Source organism: Nitrospina sp. 32_T5 (assembly GCF_052156635.1).
Lineage (GTDB): Bacteria > Nitrospinota > Nitrospinia > Nitrospinales > Nitrospinaceae > Nitrospina.
In genome coordinates, this window is the sequence record NZ_JBQKUO010000004.1 from 128,987 (window position 1) to 146,482 (window position 17,496).

13 protein-coding genes are annotated in these 17,496 nt (G+C 55.7%); 8 read left to right on the forward strand and 5 right to left on the reverse strand.

The window, feature by feature from the left end; translation table 11 throughout:
• Positions 1–18: 18 nt before the first annotated feature.
• Together tig and ispG are read right to left on the reverse strand one after the other, a co-directional pair.
• Positions 19–1,407 (reverse strand): trigger factor, encoded by a 1,389-nt coding sequence (gene tig / locus ACTRW9_RS11900; RefSeq protein WP_442429514.1) that lies wholly within the window; start codon positions 1,405–1,407, stop codon positions 19–21.
• 23 nt (positions 1,408–1,430) lie between these two features.
• Positions 1,431–2,594: a (E)-4-hydroxy-3-methylbut-2-enyl-diphosphate synthase gene (gene ispG / locus ACTRW9_RS11905; RefSeq protein WP_442429515.1), complete on the reverse strand. Its 1,164-nt coding sequence runs from the start codon at positions 2,592–2,594 to the stop codon at positions 1,431–1,433.
• Positions 2,595–2,760: 166 nt separating this feature from the next.
• Between ispG and ACTRW9_RS11910 the strand changes: the two genes are divergently transcribed.
• The 5 genes from ACTRW9_RS11910 to ACTRW9_RS11930 all read left to right on the forward strand — a co-directional run bounded on the left by ACTRW9_RS11910 (position 2,761) and on the right by ACTRW9_RS11930 (position 10,759).
• Complete coding sequence (locus ACTRW9_RS11910; RefSeq protein WP_442429516.1) at positions 2,761–4,689, forward strand: extracellular solute-binding protein; 1,929 nt, start codon at positions 2,761–2,763, stop codon at positions 4,687–4,689.
• Positions 4,690–4,838: 149 nt separating this feature from the next.
• Entirely contained in the window at positions 4,839–5,978 is a 1,140-nt protein-coding gene (locus tag ACTRW9_RS11915) for an ABC transporter permease subunit (RefSeq protein ID WP_442429517.1), read from the forward strand.
• A 3-nt stretch (positions 5,979–5,981) separates the two neighbouring features.
• The gene (locus ACTRW9_RS11920; protein WP_442429518.1) at positions 5,982–7,427 is read left to right on the forward strand and encodes an ABC transporter permease subunit; all 1,446 of its coding nucleotides are present in this window, start codon (positions 5,982–5,984) and stop codon (positions 7,425–7,427) included.
• A 7-nt stretch (positions 7,428–7,434) separates the two neighbouring features.
• Positions 7,435–9,444 (forward strand): ABC transporter ATP-binding protein, encoded by a 2,010-nt coding sequence (locus ACTRW9_RS11925; protein WP_442429519.1) that lies wholly within the window; start codon positions 7,435–7,437, stop codon positions 9,442–9,444.
• A gap of 445 nt (positions 9,445–9,889) precedes the next feature.
• Positions 9,890–10,759 carry a proline dehydrogenase family protein gene (locus ACTRW9_RS11930; RefSeq protein ID WP_442429520.1) on the forward strand — a complete coding sequence of 290 codons (870 nt, stop codon included), beginning with the start codon at positions 9,890–9,892 and terminating at the stop codon, positions 10,757–10,759.
• Positions 10,760–10,762: 3 nt separating this feature from the next.
• Here ACTRW9_RS11930 and lipA read toward each other — a convergent pair whose 3' ends face one another.
• Positions 10,763–11,614, reverse strand: a complete 852-nt coding sequence (gene lipA, locus ACTRW9_RS11935) for a lipoyl synthase (RefSeq protein WP_442429521.1) — start codon at positions 11,612–11,614, stop codon at positions 10,763–10,765.
• A 150-nt stretch (positions 11,615–11,764) separates the two neighbouring features.
• Here lipA and lptF point away from each other — a divergent pair, with 150 nt between their 5' ends.
• The 3 genes from lptF to ACTRW9_RS11950 all read left to right on the forward strand — a co-directional run bounded on the left by lptF (position 11,765) and on the right by ACTRW9_RS11950 (position 14,676).
• Positions 11,765–12,979: an LPS export ABC transporter permease LptF gene (lptF, locus tag ACTRW9_RS11940; protein ID WP_442429522.1), complete on the forward strand. Its 1,215-nt coding sequence runs from the start codon at positions 11,765–11,767 to the stop codon at positions 12,977–12,979.
• 39 nt (positions 12,980–13,018) lie between these two features.
• Complete coding sequence (locus tag ACTRW9_RS11945; protein WP_442425360.1) at positions 13,019–13,471, forward strand: CBS domain-containing protein; 453 nt, start codon at positions 13,019–13,021, stop codon at positions 13,469–13,471.
• A gap of 101 nt (positions 13,472–13,572) precedes the next feature.
• The gene (locus ACTRW9_RS11950) at positions 13,573–14,676 is read left to right on the forward strand and encodes a Tll0287-like domain-containing protein (protein ID WP_442429523.1); all 1,104 of its coding nucleotides are present in this window, start codon (positions 13,573–13,575) and stop codon (positions 14,674–14,676) included.
• Here the strand turns inward: ACTRW9_RS11950 and ACTRW9_RS11955 are convergent.
• Entirely contained in the window at positions 14,667–16,298 is a 1,632-nt protein-coding gene (locus tag ACTRW9_RS11955; RefSeq protein WP_442425358.1) for a CTP synthase, read from the reverse strand. The two genes, ACTRW9_RS11950 and ACTRW9_RS11955, sit on opposite strands and share 10 nt — an antisense overlap.
• Positions 16,295–17,113: a 3-deoxy-manno-octulosonate cytidylyltransferase gene (gene kdsB / locus ACTRW9_RS11960; RefSeq protein ID WP_442429524.1), complete on the reverse strand. Its 819-nt coding sequence runs from the start codon at positions 17,111–17,113 to the stop codon at positions 16,295–16,297. The genes ACTRW9_RS11955 and kdsB overlap by 4 nt, the downstream gene beginning before the upstream one ends.
• Between the last annotated feature and the right edge of the window lie 383 nt (positions 17,114–17,496).

Below are 17,496 nucleotides of genomic sequence, written 5' to 3' on the forward strand. Positions count from 1 at the left end.
ATGCGGCAGAGCGGGCGGTCATTTCTTTTCTTCTTCCTGTTTGCGTTCGGCGGCACGCTTGCGGGCTTCTTCTTCGCTCAGGTACTCGAACTCGCACTGGGAATAAATGAAGTTCAGCGCTTTCTGTCCCAGAAGGCGGCTGGTGGTCTGGTTCAGATGCTCCTGATTGCTCATCAGGGTTTTTCGCACCTCTTCCATCGATTTACCCGTCTGCTCGGCCAGCCGCTGGTATTCGGCTTCCAGGTCGGATTGCTTGACGTTCAGCTTTTCCTGTTTGGCAATGGCGTCCAAAATGACGTAACCCTTGGTGTTGTACACCGCGCGTTCGCGCCACTCCTCTTTGGCCCGCTCCTCATCAAAACCGGAATCCTCCAGGCTCATGCCCGACTGTTGAATCTGAAATTTCATTCCGTCGATCATGAACCCCACCTCCTGGTCAACCAGGGATGTCGGGGCTTCCACATCGTGTTCCTTGACCAGGTAATCGAAGATGTCCTGCTTGATGTGCATTTCCTCCAGGTGTTCCTTCTGCGCCTGCAGTCCGGTTTTGATCTTGCGGCGAAAAGACTCCACCGATTCTTCGCCCTGCGCCTGCACAAACTCGTCGGTCAACTCCGGTAGATTGAGCTTTTTGACCTGCTTGATGTGTACGCGGAAAGTGGCCGTGTCCGGAAGTTCTTCACCGTCCTTCCCCGGAATCGGCATGCTGATGCGGCGCATCTTTTTGTTCCAGTCCGCAGGAAGCTGGACCTTCACGTCGAAAGGATCGTCCTTCTTGTGTCCGATCAACTGATCCTCGAATCCGGCGATCATTTTTTTCTGCCCGACACGCACCTCGTACCCGTTTGCCGTGCCGCCCTCCAGCACCTCGCCATTATGCGTTCCTTCAAAATCCATGACCAGAAAGTCGCCGTACCCGACCTCGTAGTCGTTCGGCATGATTTCCATCGTCCCGAACGGCTCCAACTGCTTGCGGATTTCCGTATCGACTTCCGCGTCGGTGACCTTGAACTCGGTGCGCGGGAACTTGAGGCCCTTGTAGTTTTTGAACTGCAGTTGGGGTTTGACGTCCAGCGTCACGCTGAAGGTGAACGGCTTGTCACGGTCGATAGCCTCAATGTCGGAGTGGTCGATCTCCGGCGGCCCGGCGGGAATGATGCCCGACTCAGTGAGCGCCTTGTTGTAGTACTCCTGCATCAGGTCCTGCCACATCTGTGTCATCGCCTGCAGGGGCACCTGCTTCTCCAGGATTTTCTGTGGGATTTTACCGGGCCGGAACCCCGGCATGCTGATCTGCTTGTTCAGTTCGCGGTAAGCGCCGTCGATCTTCTGGGACACGATGTTCTGCGGCACCTTGATCTTGATCTTGCGGCGAAGGCCTTCCAGTTCTTCCAGTTGGTAATCCATAGTTTGTCTCAGTTCCTCCGGCCTTACGAAATGCTCGGTTCCTTCGCGCCGTAACGGTCCTCAATCAGTTTGTCCAGTTCCTCTTTCAGCTTGCCCAGGATTTCATCGTAGCCGAAAGCACCCACGGTCTCCGTTTTCTTCTTCAAATTGACGTGCGCCGGGCCGCACCACAGACCGAGGTCGGCGTCGTCGGTTTCCCCCGGACCGTTCACGCGGCACCCCATCACGGCGATGGTGATCTTGTACTTCTCCGCGTATTCCGTCATGCGGCGCACATCCTGAGCCAGGTCGACGAACTTGCCGTTCTCCACGCGAGAGCAACTCGGACAGGCGATGATGTTGAGTCCCTCCAGAAAGTTTTCCGGCACCGAACGGAACCGGCCGTTTTCGATGTCATCCAAAATCGAGCGGCCGACGTCGATCTCCTGCCCCTTGTCGTCGTCGGGCACAGTGAGGGAAACGCGAATGGTGTCGCCAATGCCCGCCGGGATCAGCTGTTCGAACGCAATCCGGGTTTTGATGATGCCTTCCGGCGGCATTCCCGCCTCCGTCACCCCCAGGTGCAATGGCACGTCCGGCCGCAATTCGGCGAAGCGCTTGTTGCCCTCGATCACCTTGCTGCTGTCGGAATCCTTGAGCGACACGCAGTAGTTTTCGAAGCCCAGCTCGTCCATCATGGCGCAGTGATCCACCGCCGAGCGCACCATGGCCTCGATGCTGTCCTCCGGGTAGCGCGCCTTGTAATCGGGATCAACGGAACCGCAGTTGACGCCGATGCGGATGGCAAGGTCGTGCTCGCGGGCGGCGTTGACGATGAACTCCACTTTTTCCTTAATGGTTTTGTCTTTGTCCAGGTGCCACAGGTGGCCGGGATTGTAACGGATCTTGTTGACGTAGGGCGCCACGATGGGAGCCAGCCGGTAGTTTTCCTGCAGGTCCACGGAAAAGATCGCCTTCGATCCCTTGCGCAGAATTTTCAGCGCTTCCACGTCTTCCTTGCTGTCCACGGCGATGCGGATGATGTCCGCGCCGGCTTTTTCGAGGATTTCGATTTGACGGCCCGTCGCTTCCAGGTCCTGTGTGCGGGTGGCGGTCATGCTCTGCACGGCAATCGGAGAGTCGCCGCCCAGGGTCAGGGTACCGACTTTAATTTTACGGGTGGTTCGAGGTTTTATGTTTGCACTCACTGAGTGGATTCTCTTTCATTAGAATGGGTTAGACAGGTAAATTCCAACCAAGATAGCAAAAACGGCCCGGCTTCTCAACGAATTCCTTCGCCGGAACCCCCAGTCGATCCGGACTTCCGAAGGGTCCTCTTGGCAACGCTTGCTTTATCCATTATAGTGAACACCCATGAGTCCAGACCAGCCCAATCCAAGCCTTCCCCGCACGAAAAAACCCGTCCCACGGCGCCCTCATTTTACCGGTTTTTTACTGGTTTTGGCCGCCTTGCTGGCCTTGCCCGGCCAGTCGCTGGCGGAAGCCCTGCACGGGCTGTCGTTGTACGGTCCTGAGGGATTGAAATACAAGGCTGACCAGCCCTACGACCACGCCCGCATCCATGCGCCCAAGGGAGGTCACCTGATTCTGAGCGACGAGGGGGCTTTCACCAAGCTCAACCCGGCTTCACTGAAAGGGGTTCCCGCTCCCGGGGTCAATCTCGTTTTCCAGACCCCGATGGACAGCTCGAACGATGACGACGAGCCCTTTTCCCAGTACGGGAGCCTGGTGGAAAAGGTCGAACTGGCCGACGACCGCATGTCGATGATCTACCACATCCATAAAAAGGCCGCCTTCTCCGACGGCCATCCTGTGACCGCGGACGATTTCGTATTTTCATTCGAGCTCATCAAGGACCCGCAATACCACCCGTTCTACAAACAGTATTTCCATGACATTGAAAAGGTGGAAAAGCTGGACACACACCGGGTCAAATACACCTTCGCCATCTTCAACCAGGAACTTCCGCTCATCACCGGGCAGATGCTGATCTTCCCAAAACACATTTACGGCAAAGCGGGCAAGAAATTTGGCGAGGACTTCGACGAAATTGCCGTGGGAACCGGTCCTTACGTGGTGGAGAAATACGAGTACGGCAAATTCATCACTTTCAAACGCAATCCCGACTGGTGGGCGAAGGACCTGCCCAAAAACCGGGGACGTTATAATTTCGACCGCATCACATGGAAAATCTATCTCGATCCGGTGGCCATGCGTGAGGCCTTCAAGGGCGGAGAGTTCGATGCGCACCTGATTTCCAGTTCACGCGACTGGGCACTGGACTACCAGGGCGATTTCGTGAAAAAGGGATATTACCTTCGCGAGATGGTGCCGCACAAGAGGGTGGCGGGCATGCAGGGATTCGTCATGAACATGCGCAACGATATATTTAAATCCCGCCGTGTGCGTGCCGCCATCGCCATGGTGTACGATTTCGACTGGGCCAACAAGAACCTGTTTTACGGCCAGTACACGAGGAACGACTGCTACTTCGACAACAACCCGGAAATGAAAGCCCACGGCCTGCCCAAAGGCCAGGTACTGGAATTGCTGCTGAAATTGAGAAAAAAACACGGAGCGGAGCAAGTTCCCAAAACCGTGTTCACCAAACCCGTCGGCGCCCCGGGACAGGGAATCCCCTTTGAGAAAAACGTGGCGCTCGCCAATAAACTTCTCGATGCCGAGGGCTGGAAACTCGGGCCCGGCGGGGTGCGCATGAAAGACGGAAAGGCCCTCCGCTGGACGCTTCACCTCGCCAGCCCGGGATTCGAGCGCATCGTCGAGCCCTACAAAAACAACCTGAAAAAAATCGGCGCCGACATGTCGTTCAAGGTGGTTCAGGTGGCACAGTACGAGGAAATCCTGCGCGACTTCAAATTCGACATGATCGTCATGGGCTACGCGCAGAGCCGCTCGCCGGGCAACGAGCAGCGCAGTATGTGGAGCAGTGAGGCGGCGGACATTCCCGGTACGCGCAACTTCGCGGGCATCAAGAACCCCGCCATCGACGAGTTGATCGACCTCATCGTCGAGGCCAAAACCCGGAAACAACTCGTGGACCATGTGCAGGCCCTCGACCGTGTCCTGGTTCATCAATTTTACCTGGTCCACCACTGGTACATCGGCGCCGACCGCTTTGTGTACTGGAACAAATACTCCCGCCCAAAGAAAAACCCATCGCAGGCATCCATCCTGAACAACATGATCGAATGGTGGTGGTGGGACGAGTCGAAAGCGGAAAAACTGAAAGCCGCCCGCAAGGCAGGCACTCCGGTCAACTGACTCCCTTCCCTCCAGCGACGATAAATAGCGCGCCAATCCGCGTTGTTCCCTCCATCCGGGCTTGATATACTTTTCACGGTCCCGCAATTCCAGAAAAGGCTTGCGGGCCATCCGTAACGAATCCCAATTCCCAACCGGCCTGACCAAATATGTTCAGTTACATCATCCGTCGCCTTCTTCTGATGTTCCCCACCCTGGTGGGCATTGTCACCATCTCATTTATCGTTGTGCAGTTCGTGCCGGGCGGGCCCATAGACCAGGTCAAATCCCTTCTGCGCGGCCACGCCGGGGTGCTTGGGGAAGCGGGAGGAGCGGCACTGGACAACCGCAGTCTCAAGGCGCAGGAGCTCGATCCGCGCCACATGGAGCAGCTCAAGAAAATATATCATCTCGACCGGCCGTTATGGGAACGCTATCTCCGCACGTTCATCTGGTACGACCCCGAAAACCCTGAAGCGCCATTCACCGACCGGTTCTTCACCCGCGCCAACTGGGACGGATTTCTGGTTTTCCAGTTCGGCGACTCGTTTTACCGCAACAAGTCGGTGCTGGAACTCATCAAGGAAAAACTTCCCGTATCTGCATCGCTGGGCATCATCAGCTTCTTTGTCAGCTACATCGTTTGCATCATGCTGGGGATCGCCAAGGCGGTGAAAAACGGTCAGGCGTTTGATACATGGACCAGCCTGGTGGTGCTGATCGGTTACAGCACGCCCGGTTTCGTACTGGGTATTTTCCTAATCGTATTTTTCGGGCCGGGTGACAGCGCCATCATGCATCTCATTCCGTCCGGAAAACTGACGTCCTCCGATGTGCCGGGTTATGCCGACTGGAGTTTCTGGGAGAAGCTGATCGATTACCTGCACCACCTGGCCGCGCCGCTGTTGTGCTTCATGGTGGGCAGTTTTGCCACGCTCACCATCCTGACCAAAAACTCGATCATTGAGGAAATGCGGAAGCAATACGTCATCACCGCCCGCGCCAAGGGATCCACCGAACAGCGCGTGCTGTACAAGCACATCCTGAAAAACGCATTGATCCCACTCATCACCGGGTTTCCCATCGGCTTCCTCGCCATGTTTTTTACCGGTTCGCTGTTGATCGAGCAGATATTCACGCTCGACGGCCTGGGCCGGCTGTCTTATGAGGCGGTCATCCAACGCGACTATCCCATCGTACTGGGCACGCTGTTCATCTTTTCCCTGCTGGCGCTAGTGGGTCAATTGCTGACCGACATCTCGTACGTAATCATCGACCGCCGCATCACGTTCGAAGACACGCAAGGCTGAGGCATGATCCGCATCAACAAAGACCTGCAAACCAAACTGCGCAAATTTCGAAACGACAAGCGCGCTTATTACAGCATGCTGGTCTTGCTGGTTGCGTTTCTCATCACCCTTCCCGCGGAACTGTTGTGCAATGTTCGGCCGATCCTTTTGGTGGTGGACGGCAAACCACATTTCCCGATTTTCATCACGTACACGGAACAGGATTTCGGTGGTACGCGTCCGGTGGAACCGGACTACAAATCGAAAGCGTTCATGAACTGGCTGAGAGGCGAGCCTCCATCTGAACCGGAAGCGATGTCACGACCAACACCTTCCACGCGATTGATGGAGCAGGACACACAGGGACTGGCGCTGTCGATGGACGATTTTGAAGAACAGGCGTTCGATCCGGAACTGTTCCGCACGCTCAGCGAAATCCGCGGGAAGGACAGTGGAATGGGATTGGGTCTCGACGACTTTGAGGAAGACGGGGGGGCTGGGCTGGGTCTGGAAGATTTTGAAGAAGAGTCGGGCGGATCGTTGAGCCTCGATCTCGGCGACTTTGAAGAAAACAACGCGGCCTCGCCTCCTGTTTCGCAATCGGAGTCCAAACCCGAAACAACACAAAGCACCCTGCCGCCATCCCGTGAACCACACAACGTGTGGGCCATCTGGCCTCCGGTGCGCTACGACTACAAGTACATTCCGACGGAAAGCCGGACCGGGCGCGTGGCGCTGGCCGCGCCGTACAAGGTGCAGTCCGCCGACGGCTCCCGCACCCTGGCCTCATCCTGGGAAGACGGGCATTATCTTGGAACGGATGACCGCGGACGCGATGTGCTGGCGCGGCTCATCTACGGATTCCGCATCTCCATGATATTCGGCCTGTCGCTCGCAGTGACCGGCACCATCATCGGTTGTCTTCTGGGCGGTGTTCAGGGATTCTTCGGCGGCTGGATCGATCTCATCGGCCAGCGCATGACGGAAATCTGGGGCTCCATCCCGCGACTCTACATCCTCATCATCCTGAGCGCGTTTCTGGTCCCGAACACGTTACTGCTGTTCGCCATCCTCAATCTCACCGCGTGGATGGGCATCGCCGCCTACATCCGCGCCGAATTCCTGAAAGGACGCAACCTGGAATACGTGAAAGCCGCGCGCGCCCTGGGTGTGTCGAATCCGTCCATCATGCGCCGGCACATCCTGCCCAACTCACTGACTCCGGTGATCACGTTTTTTCCTTTTGAAGTGACGGCAGGCATCCTGGCGCTGGTGAGCCTCGATTACCTGAACCTGGGCGTGCCCAGCCCCGCCCCCAGCATCGGTGAACTGCTGGCGCAGGGGAAAAACAACCTGCAGGCTATCTGGATCCTGCTCCCGACGTTTCTCCTGCTCACCACCACGCTCACCCTGTTGACGTTTGTCGGCGACGGCATCCGCAACGCCTTCGACCCGAGAAAGGCGGAATGACCCTCCCATGATGCTCGAAGTCAAAGACCTGAAAACTTATTTCCGCGTGGTCAACGGCCAGGTGGCGAAAGCGGTGGACGGCATCAGCTTCGGTCTGGAGCGCGGCAAAACCCTCGCACTGGTCGGGGAATCGGGTTGCGGCAAAAGCCAGACCGCATTTTCCATCATGCGTCTCATTGCCGAAAACGGGTTCCATCCCGACGGCCATATCTATCTCGATCGTCGTGAACTCACTCAGCTCGACGAAGAAACCATGCGCGGCATCCGCGGCAACGACATCGGAATGATCTTCCAGGAACCGATGACGTCGCTCAATCCGCTCTACCGCATCAGCAACCAACTGGAGGAAGCCCTGCGCATCCACCGTGAAATGCAGAAAGGCGACGCGCGCCGACGGTCCATCGAACTCCTTGAGCAGGTGGGCATCCCCGACCCGGAGAAACGCATCGACGACTATCCGCACCAGCTCTCCGGCGGCATGAAGCAGAGAGTGATGATCGCCATGGCCCTCGCCTGTGAACCGAAACTGCTTATCGCCGACGAGCCGACGACGGCGCTCGACGTCACCATCCAGGCGCAGGTGCTGAAACTGATGGCCGATCTGCAAAAGAAGATGGGCATGGCCATCCTGCTCATCACCCACGACATGGGCATCGTCAACCAGATGGCCGATGATATCTGCATCATGTATGCCGGGCGCATCGTTGAGCACGGAACACGCGAGCAGGTTTTTTCGAACATGTCGCACCCGTACACGCGGCGGTTGTTCGACTCGATTCCCAAGGCAGGCGACCAGCCTTATCTATTGAACACCATTCCCGGTATGGTGCCCCCCGCCACCGAATACGGCGAGGGCTGCCTGTTCGCCGACCGTTGCTCGTTCGTCATGGACGTCTGCCGCCGCGTGGACAGCCCGATTTACACCCTAGAACGCGGCCACACGGTGCGTTGCCACCTGTTCGAATCAAAAACCGGCACCGCCGTGGAAGAAGACAAGGCCCGCATCCCGGCACCGCCGAAACCCATCACCCCGGAAACACTGGTATCCATCAAGGCACTCAAGACCTGGTTTCCCGTGCGCAAGGGCGTGTTCCGCACAGTGTCGGCGCATGTGAAGGCGGTGGACCATGTCGATCTCGACATCCAGCGCGGTTCGACCGTGGCACTGGTTGGTGAGTCCGGGTGCGGCAAGACGACGCTGGGCGAATCGATCCTGCGTCTCAACCGCGAAGTTCGGGGCACGGTGCGGTTTCGTGAACAGGACCTGATGGCGCTCTCCAACGCCGACATGAAAAAAATGCGAAAGTCCCTGCAGGTTATTTTTCAGGACCCGTTCGGGTCTCTCTCGCCGCGCATGCGCATTGAAGACATCGTTGGCGAGGGGTTGGAAGTGCACTTCCCTCACCTGACCGAGCAGGAACGGAAGGATCGTATTGCGAAGGTGCTGAAGGAAGTGGGGCTCGGGGCCTCGGCCATGGAGCGGTACCCGCACGAATTTTCCGGCGGCCAGAGGCAACGCATCAGCATCGCGCGCAGTCTCATACTGGAACCCGAGTTCCTCGTTCTGGATGAACCGACGAGCGCGCTCGATGTTTCTGTTCAGGCGCAGGTGTTGAATCTGCTGAGGGAGTTGCAGGCAGCGCACAAACTGACTTACCTGTTCATCACCCACAACTTGAGCGTGGTGCAGTATATGGCGGACGTGGTGGCGATCATGTACCTCGGGCGGATCGTGGAATACGCCCCGGCCAAAGACCTTTTCGACAACCCGCTCCACCCCTACACGCAGACTTTGCTGAAAGCGGTGCCGACGCTGGGCGAGCGCAAGCCATTTGAAGCGGTGGTGGGAGATGTGCCCTCGCCGCTCAACCCGCCGCAGGGCTGTCATTTCCATCCACGCTGTCCGATTTTCCAGAGCGAACCCGAGGGATCGCCTCTGCGCAAAAAATGTCTGGAACAGTACCCGGAACAGAAGGTCAAAGGCAACGCGTATGCCGCGTGTCACGCCGTGGGGTGAAAGCTGGAGATGAGGTTGGGGCCGGGGTGAAGGCATCCCGGAAGGGAAAACGGATTCAGGCGTTGTTGGCTTTGTTTTTCTCGGAGATGTAGTAAAACAGACAGCCCAGTACGGCCACGCCGACCAGACCCCATACCAGCAGGCAATTGAGGGAGTCCACCACCATGATTCGGTCCTCGCAAAAGGTAGAAAGAGTTACGCGTTCCCGGCGATAAACCGGGTCCAAAAAGGATTAAAAATACATTTTTCCGGAACTTCCCGCAAGCTTTTTTGTCCTCTCGGAGGTTTCAACCCCTTTTGTCGAAAGCATTTGGCTGGTTTGGACCTTTGAATTTGGGTTTGCCCCTCCCACCCCCCTGCAAAACCAGTACTTGAAATCCCCTGCCGTTTCTGGCGAATCTAAATAGTGAGGGCATCCACCATCTCCTTTTAAGGGAGGCAGCTCATGCGCATTCTCTATCCATTCGCCAGGCGGTTCATTGCCGGGGAAGACCTCGCCACCGCTCTCAGGAACATTTGCAGGCTCAACGAGGACGGGTACCTTTGTACCATCGACGTGCTGGGGGAAGACACCCACAGTCCCGAACAGGCAGCCAATGCCCGGGACGAATACATCGCGCTCCTGCGAGCCATCGAGACCCACCCCACCCCACAGGACCTGTCGGTGAAACTAAGCCAGATGGGTCTCGCCTTCGACTACAACCTGTGCAAGCAGAATGTAGAAGCGGTTATCGATGCCTCGGGCCAGAACACGGTGCGCTTTGACATGGAAGGTTCCAACCTGACGCAGGGCATTCTCGACATGTGCCTGGACCTGCACGAAACGCATCCCAGCCTGGGTATCGTGGTGCAGGCCTATTTGCACCGTACGGAGAAAGACGTCGCCACCATGGTCGACAAACAGATCTCCGTCCGTCTGTGCAAGGGGGCTTACAAGGAACCTGAGGACATCGCCTACCAGGACATGGAGGACATCCGGGAGAATTTCCTGAAGCTTGCGTGCGTATTGTTGAAAGAGGGGTACCTGCCCGCCATCGCCACCCACGACGAAACGCTGATCCGGGAAGTGCTGAAATTCATCAAAAAGGAAAACATCCAGCCTGAACAGTTTTACTTTGAGTTGCTTTACGGGGTACGGCGGGATCTGCAACAGCACCTGCTTGATCTCGGTTACCGGGTGCGGATTTACGTGCCGTACGGGAGTGCGTGGCTGCCTTACACCCTCAGGCGGCTGGCGGAGCGGAAGGAAAACATCCTGTTCGTGGTCAAAAGCCTGGTGCGCGAAACGCTGGGGTTGGGCAAGCTGGGAAAGTAGGAATCAGACCAGGCCCAGGGCGCCGGCCTGACGATCGGCCTCGTATGAACTCCGCACCAGCGGACCGCTCTCCACGTGGTCAAATCCCATGTCCTCGCCAATCCGTTTGTATTCCGCAAACCGGTCGGGATGGATGAACTCTTTAACTTCCAGATGATCTCGCGTCGGCCGCAGGTACTGGCCGAGGGTGAGGATCTGGCAACCCGCATGGAGAAGGTCTTTCATCGTTTGAACGATCTCATCGTGCGTCTCCCCCATTCCCAGCATGAGGCTGCTCTTGGCGATCAGGCCGGAACGCCGCGCCACGGACAGCGTGTCGAGCGACCACTCGTAGCGGCACTGCGGCCGCACCATTTTCTGCAGGGATGCCACGGTTTCGAGGTTGTGCGCGAGAACATCGGGCGTCGCGTCGCATACGGTTTGAATGGCGCTTTTGTCGCCCTGAAAATCCGGAATCAGCGCCTCGACCTTGAGTTCCGGACAATGTTTTCGTACTTGCCGGATGGTTTCCGCCCACAATGCCGAACCCCCGTCTTTCAGATCGTCCCGGTCCACGGACGTGATCACAACATAACGCAGGTTGAGTTTCGACAGCATGAGAGCGACTTCTTCCGGCTCTTCCATACGTGGTGGTTGCAGGTGGCCGGTGTCCACATCACAGAAACGGCAGGCGCGGGTGCAGGTGTTGCCAAGAATCATGATGGTCAGCGTGCCGCGGTCCCAGCACTTGCCGATATTCGGGCAGGAAGCGGACTCACACACGGTGTGCAGACCGTGTTGCCGCACCAGCGATTTGAGGTGGAAGAATTTCGGATTTTTGGGCAGCGGCGTTTTCAGCCAGTCCGGGAGGCGCATAAACTAAATTAATTCAAAAAGTTCGGATGTGTTTTTGGTTCACGGGAAAGGAATCGATAGTATAATCGAAATTCAGTGGGGTCCACGGACAACATACAAGCCCACTTCGTCCACAAAGCTTTCCATTTAATTCCGATTCTACCAGCAAACATGAAAATCATCCACCGCTACATTTTTACCGAGATGCTCAAAATCTTTGTTATCAGCACACTGGCGTTGACCATGGTGCTGTTTATGGACAAGGTCTTGTTCATCACCGATCTCGTGTTCAACCGCGGGGTGACTCTGCCGGAAGTGGTGCGGATGATTTTTTATATCACACCGGGGTTTCTGGGACTGACCATTCCCATCAGCGTGCTGGTGGCGGCAATCGTGGTGTTCAACCAATTGTCCACGGACAATGAGTATGTGGTGATGAAAGCATCCGGCTGGAGCTTTCTTTACCTGCTTCGTCCTGTCTTTTATTTTTCCCTTGCTGCCTACATCATCACCAACCTCAACATGTTTTATTTTCTGCCGTGGGGTGGCCAGCAGTTTCAGAAGATGGTGTACGACATCGTCCGCACCCGTGCCAATATCGATATCAAGCCCAACGTGTTCAACAAGGACTTTGAGGGCCTCACCGTATTCGTGAATGACAAGGAAGGCAGTCACGAGCTGCGAGGTATTTTCATTTCTCACAATGCAGCCGAAAACGACGCCAAAATCATCCTCGCTGACGAGGGAACCATCGTTTCCGACCCGAAAAACTACCGCATCCACCTGCAACTGCGAAACGGTTCCATTCACGACGCCAATAAACCCGGTACACGGTACCAGATTATCAAATTCCAGCGCTATGACCTGAACCTGGACCTGCCCACCGCGGGCAAAATGCGGGAGAGCGGGATTTTCAAACACAAGGACAAATCCGTCGCCGACCTATGGCAATTGATCCAGGAAAAGAAAAAAGCGGGGCAACCCACTCAGTTTGAAGAAGTGGAGCTGAGTAAAAAATTTTCGATCCCCTTCACCTGCCTCCTGTTCGGTTTGATCGGCGGTCCCTTGGGCATCAAATCCAGCCGGTCCGGCAAGTCCGGCGGATTCGTCGTTGCCGTGGCGATCATCCTGATTTATTACGTCGGTCTCATATCTGGTCAAAACCTTGGAAAGGGTGGTGAAATCCCTGCACTCCTTTCCGTCTGGATACCCAACATCGTTTTATTTTTCTTCACAACGTATGTATTATATAAAGTGCATAGAGAAATTCCGTTCACACTGGTGGACCGGGTAAACGATGCCTACCTGACGTTGCTCGATGTATTCAGGCGACTGAAACCGGGAACGTCCGAAGCCGAATCCCGCCACTCCACACCAAACCTGTGAACGCGGATACGATGGTTTTCCGTTGACCGGAGGTGGAAAATGCTCAAAGCCCGCGACGTCATGACCAGCAAGGTGGTGACCGTAAAAAAAGACCTGACCCTCCGCGAACTGTCCAACCTGTTTCTCGCACACCGGGTCAACGGATTCCCGGTGGTGGACGACGACGGCACTTTGATCGGTGTGGTCACCGAAAAAGATCTCATCGAACAGAACAAAAACCTTCACATACCCACCGTCATCGCCCTGTTCGACGCAGTCATCTACCTGGAAAGTGATGAAAAGTTTGAAAAAGAGGTCAAACGATTCACCGGCACCCGGGTGGAAGATATATTTCAGCAGGATGTACTTACCGTGGAGCCCGATACGGATATGAATGAGGTGGCCACCCTAATGGCCAACCACGACATCCACACACTCCCCGTTGTCGAGGACGGAAAGCTGGTCGGCGTGATCGGCAAGGTCGACGTGATCAAATGCATGAGTGAATTCTGAACCGCCAAAATTGGTCTTTTCATTCCCCCCGATTCCAGTCATAATTGAGATATAAATTCACGGCAAGTTACCCTGCCTCTTAAGGAGGTGGCTCCATGCGCATGCGGGTACGAATTCTTTCTTTTTTCTTGCTGTTGGGGGTGCTCACTGCCCTTCCACTCCCAAATTCTTCCGCAGTGGTCCTCAAAACGCCTCTTGGCATCTCCCCTGAGAAAGCCGCATATTTCATCCACGGCGTCATTGAGGCAGACCGTACCATTTATTCCCAATACCTGGTGGACCGTTTGAAGGAAACGGTCAATCTGGATTCCACGGAAAACTGGCAAAAAGACAAAACCCTGCCCCTCCCCGCCCAATTTCTTCTGATGGCATCGGAACGGGTGCGTTCCAAAAATGTGGGATTGGATTTCCGTTTGATGAGCCTCTGGCCCATCAATCCCAAAAACAAACCAAGAAACAACCAGGAGAAAAAAGGGTTAGAGGAAGTTTTCAAAAATCCGGACAAGCCATACACCTGGCTCCAGCAAAAAGACAACAAGCTCATTTACAATGCGGTCTATCCGGATAAAGCCGTCGCAAAAAGGTGTGTCAGTTGTCACAACAGTCACCCGAAAAGCTCCAAGCGCGACTTCAAGCTGAACGACGTGATGGGGGGCATCCTGCTGGCCTTTCCAATCGACCAGACACTGGGCGAAAACAACGAAACGATCTATCACGTGCCACCGGAGGTGGTGACCGATTACATCCATGCCATTCTGGAGGCGGACCGCACAGTGTACGCCCGGCACGTGGTGAACCACCTGCAGAAGGAAAATGTGATCTACGCGTCCGAAAACTGGTGGGAGGAAAACACCCTGCTGCTTCCTGCCCAATTCATGCTGAACGCGTCGGATCTCATCCGTAACTTGCGGCTGGGGGTGGATTACAGGTTGATCAGCCTGTGGCCAATCAATCCTCAAAACGGGGCGGCAAACAGATTTGAACGGGCGGGACTCGAATCAGTCGCTTCCTACCCGTTACGGCCCTACATCCGCACCACCCACGTGGGCGAACAAAAGTACTTTCAGGCAGTGTACCCGGACCTGGCGGTGACGCCATCCTGTGTGGAGTGCCACAATGCCCACCCCCACAGCCCGAAGCATGATTTCAAACTGTATGACGTGATGGGCGGGGTGGTGTTGAGCGTTCCACTGGATCACGATTGACGGGATTTCCGCCGTTTCAGGGCCTGGGCAATAAACTCGTTGAACAGCGGATGCGGTTCGCGGGGAGAAGATTTGAACTCGGGGTGAAACTGACCGGCCAGGAACCACGGGTGATCGTTGAGTTCTATGATCTCCACCAGGTTGCCGTTGGGAGAAATGCCGCTGATGCGCATTCCCGCCTCTTCCAGTTGAAACCGGTATTTGTTGTTGAACTCATAACGGTGGCGGTGACGTTCTGAAATTTCACGCTTGCCGTAAGCTTTGAAGGCAAATGACCCCTTGCGAAGTTGGCAGGGATATTCTCCCAGCCGCATGGTTCCGCCCTTATCACCGTTCAACTCCTGGTCAGGCATGAGGTCAATAATGGGATGAGGGGTTTCAGGAACGAACTCCGCACTGTTCGCATTTTCAAGCCGCGCCACACTGCGTGCAAACTCGACCACCGCCGAATGCATGCCGAGACAGATGCCGAAGTACGGAATTTTGTTTTCACGTGCAAACCGGGCCGACTGCACCTTGCCCTCAAAACCCCGATCCCCGAAACCGCCTGGAACCAGAATGCCGTCGCACTCCCGCAGGTGTTCCCCGCCACCTTCGACTTCCAGGTCTTCAGCCGACACCCATTTCATACGAATGTGCACGCGGTTGCTGACTCCGGCGTGAATTAAGGCTTCGATCAAACTTTTGTACGATTCCTTGAGATCGACGTATTTTCCAACGATGCCAATAATGACCTCCCCTTCCGGCTTCTGAAGGTATTCATTGATCACCTGCCATTCCTTGAGGTCCGGCTCATGCACAGCGAGTCCCAGCTTTTCGAGAACGATCTTATCCAACCCCTCTTTATGAAAATTGAGCGGCACCTGGTAAATGGATTCCGCATCCATCGCCGGAACCACCGCTTCCACCTCGAGGTTGCAGAACAATGCGATTTTCTTTTTTACATCTTCAGTGAGCTGACGTTCGGTGCGGCACAACAGGATATCCGGCTGAATACCGATTTCCCTCAGTTTCTGCACGCTGTGCTGGGTGGGTTTGGTTTTAAGCTCATCAGCGGTTTTCACATAGGGAAGCAGGGTGAGGTGGACATAGATGACATGGCGCGGACTTTGGTCGAACCGGAACTGGCGAATGGCCTCCAGGAACGGAAGGCTTTCAATGTCGCCCACCGTACCGCCGATTTCGCAAATCACCACATCCACATCCTCGCTCACCGCGCGGATGCGGCTCTTGATTTCATCGGTGATATGGGGGATCACCTGAACTGTCGTTCCCAGGTATTCGCCGCGCCTTTCTTTCTGGATGACGTCATTGTAAATGCGGCCTGCGGTGACATTATTGAAACGGGTCATGCGGGCGTGGGTGAAGCGTTCGTAGTGACCGAGATCCAGGTCGGTTTCCGCTCCGTCGTGGGTTACGAACACCTCGCCGTGCTGGAACGGGTTCATGGTGCCGGGATCGACATTGATGTAGGGGTCGAGTTTCAGCAGGGTGATGGTGTAACCGCAGCACTCCAGCAGACTGCCGATGCTGGCGGCGGCGATGCCCTTGCCCAGGGAAGACAACACGCCCCCGGTTACAAAAATGTATTTGGTTTTTTTGCCGTTTGTTTTTTTCCTCAAGAGCGTCTCCCCGGTTGCGGTTCCAGTCCATCCTTTTCGTGCACTTTGATCCAGTTTTCCACTTTAACCAAATCCTCCTCGCAATCCACACCCATAGAAACCCGGTCCGTCTCCCCCACCTTTATACAATACCCGTTCTCCAGGATCCGCAATTGTTCCAGCTTCTCACGCTGTTCCAACGGGGTTGGAGCCATTCGTGTGTATTCCAGAAGAAAATCGCGGCGGTAGGCATACAGGCCGATGTGCCGGAACCACGTGCGCTCCGGAACCGGCTGGTCTTTCATCCGGTCAGGGGACGGACTTTGCCAGGTATCCCGAAAATAGGGAACCGGCGAACGGGAAAAATATAGGGCACGACCCTCGCTGCCCGTCACCACTTTCACCACGTTGGGATCAAACACGTCTTCGTAGTTATCAATGGCTGACATCAAGGTTGCGGCTGCCGCCTGTTTGTCTTTTATTAATATCTGAACCACCTGTTCGATGTCCTCCGGTGGGATGAGGGGCTCGTCTCCCTGCACGTTCACCACAACGTCGCAGGAATGTTTTAAAACCACCTCGGCAATGCGATCTGACCCGGAGGGATGATCAACAGAGGTCATGACTGCGTTGCCCCCAAATTCCTCAACCGCCTTGACAATGCGTTCATCGTCGGTGGCCACAATGACATCATTAATGGAGGGAGCCGACCGGGCGCGTTCCACAACCCATTGGATCATGGGACGTCCGGAAAGCGGTGCCAGGGGTTTGCCGGGAAACCGGGTGGAAGCCCAGCGGGCCGGAATGACCGCAACAACTCTCGGCTTCGCTGACATGTGTCCACCCATTTCAAACGAGGATTCCCTGAATACCTTGCATACCGGAGGCTGTCGATCCCAATAAAAGGAATGAAATCCGTCCTTCAGCACTCAAAACAAAAGGAGCCCGGACGCCCATTTCCGCAATGGAATAGTCCTGAAAACCCTCTTGGAATAACAGAATGTCTGGATCTGCTCGGTGACCCGGCCGGGGTGGTCGTTGCGTGAAAGGTGCAGTGGAGTTGCCGAACCCCGCGAGAAGGGGTCCGGAGTCTTATAACCCCGGGGCCATCGGATATGCCGGAATGATTGGGCCTTCTAACGGCAACCACGCCGGAACAATCGAAAGAATAGCTTAAAAGCCAGACCGCTTCAACAGCAAATTCCGACGCAGTGCCGTG

Coding starts and splice junctions, on each gene's coding strand:
- tig (WP_442429514.1), bottom strand. CDS start 1,407: ATGGATTACCAACTGGAAGAACTGGAAGGCCTTCGCCGCAAGATCAAG.
- ACTRW9_RS11910 (WP_442429516.1), top strand. CDS start 2,761: ATGAGTCCAGACCAGCCCAATCCAAGCCTTCCCCGCACGAAAAAACCC.
- ACTRW9_RS11915 (WP_442429517.1), top strand. CDS start 4,839: ATGTTCAGTTACATCATCCGTCGCCTTCTTCTGATGTTCCCCACCCTG.
- ACTRW9_RS11920 (WP_442429518.1), top strand. CDS start 5,982: ATGATCCGCATCAACAAAGACCTGCAAACCAAACTGCGCAAATTTCGA.
- ACTRW9_RS11925 (WP_442429519.1), top strand. CDS start 7,435: ATGATGCTCGAAGTCAAAGACCTGAAAACTTATTTCCGCGTGGTCAAC.
- ACTRW9_RS11930 (WP_442429520.1), top strand. CDS start 9,890: ATGCGCATTCTCTATCCATTCGCCAGGCGGTTCATTGCCGGGGAAGAC.
- lipA (WP_442429521.1), bottom strand. CDS start 11,614: ATGCGCCTCCCGGACTGGCTGAAAACGCCGCTGCCCAAAAATCCGAAA.
- lptF (WP_442429522.1), top strand. CDS start 11,765: ATGAAAATCATCCACCGCTACATTTTTACCGAGATGCTCAAAATCTTT.
- ACTRW9_RS11945 (WP_442425360.1), top strand. CDS start 13,019: ATGCTCAAAGCCCGCGACGTCATGACCAGCAAGGTGGTGACCGTAAAA.
- ACTRW9_RS11950 (WP_442429523.1), top strand. CDS start 13,573: ATGCGGGTACGAATTCTTTCTTTTTTCTTGCTGTTGGGGGTGCTCACT.
- kdsB (WP_442429524.1), bottom strand. CDS start 17,113: ATGTCAGCGAAGCCGAGAGTTGTTGCGGTCATTCCGGCCCGCTGGGCT.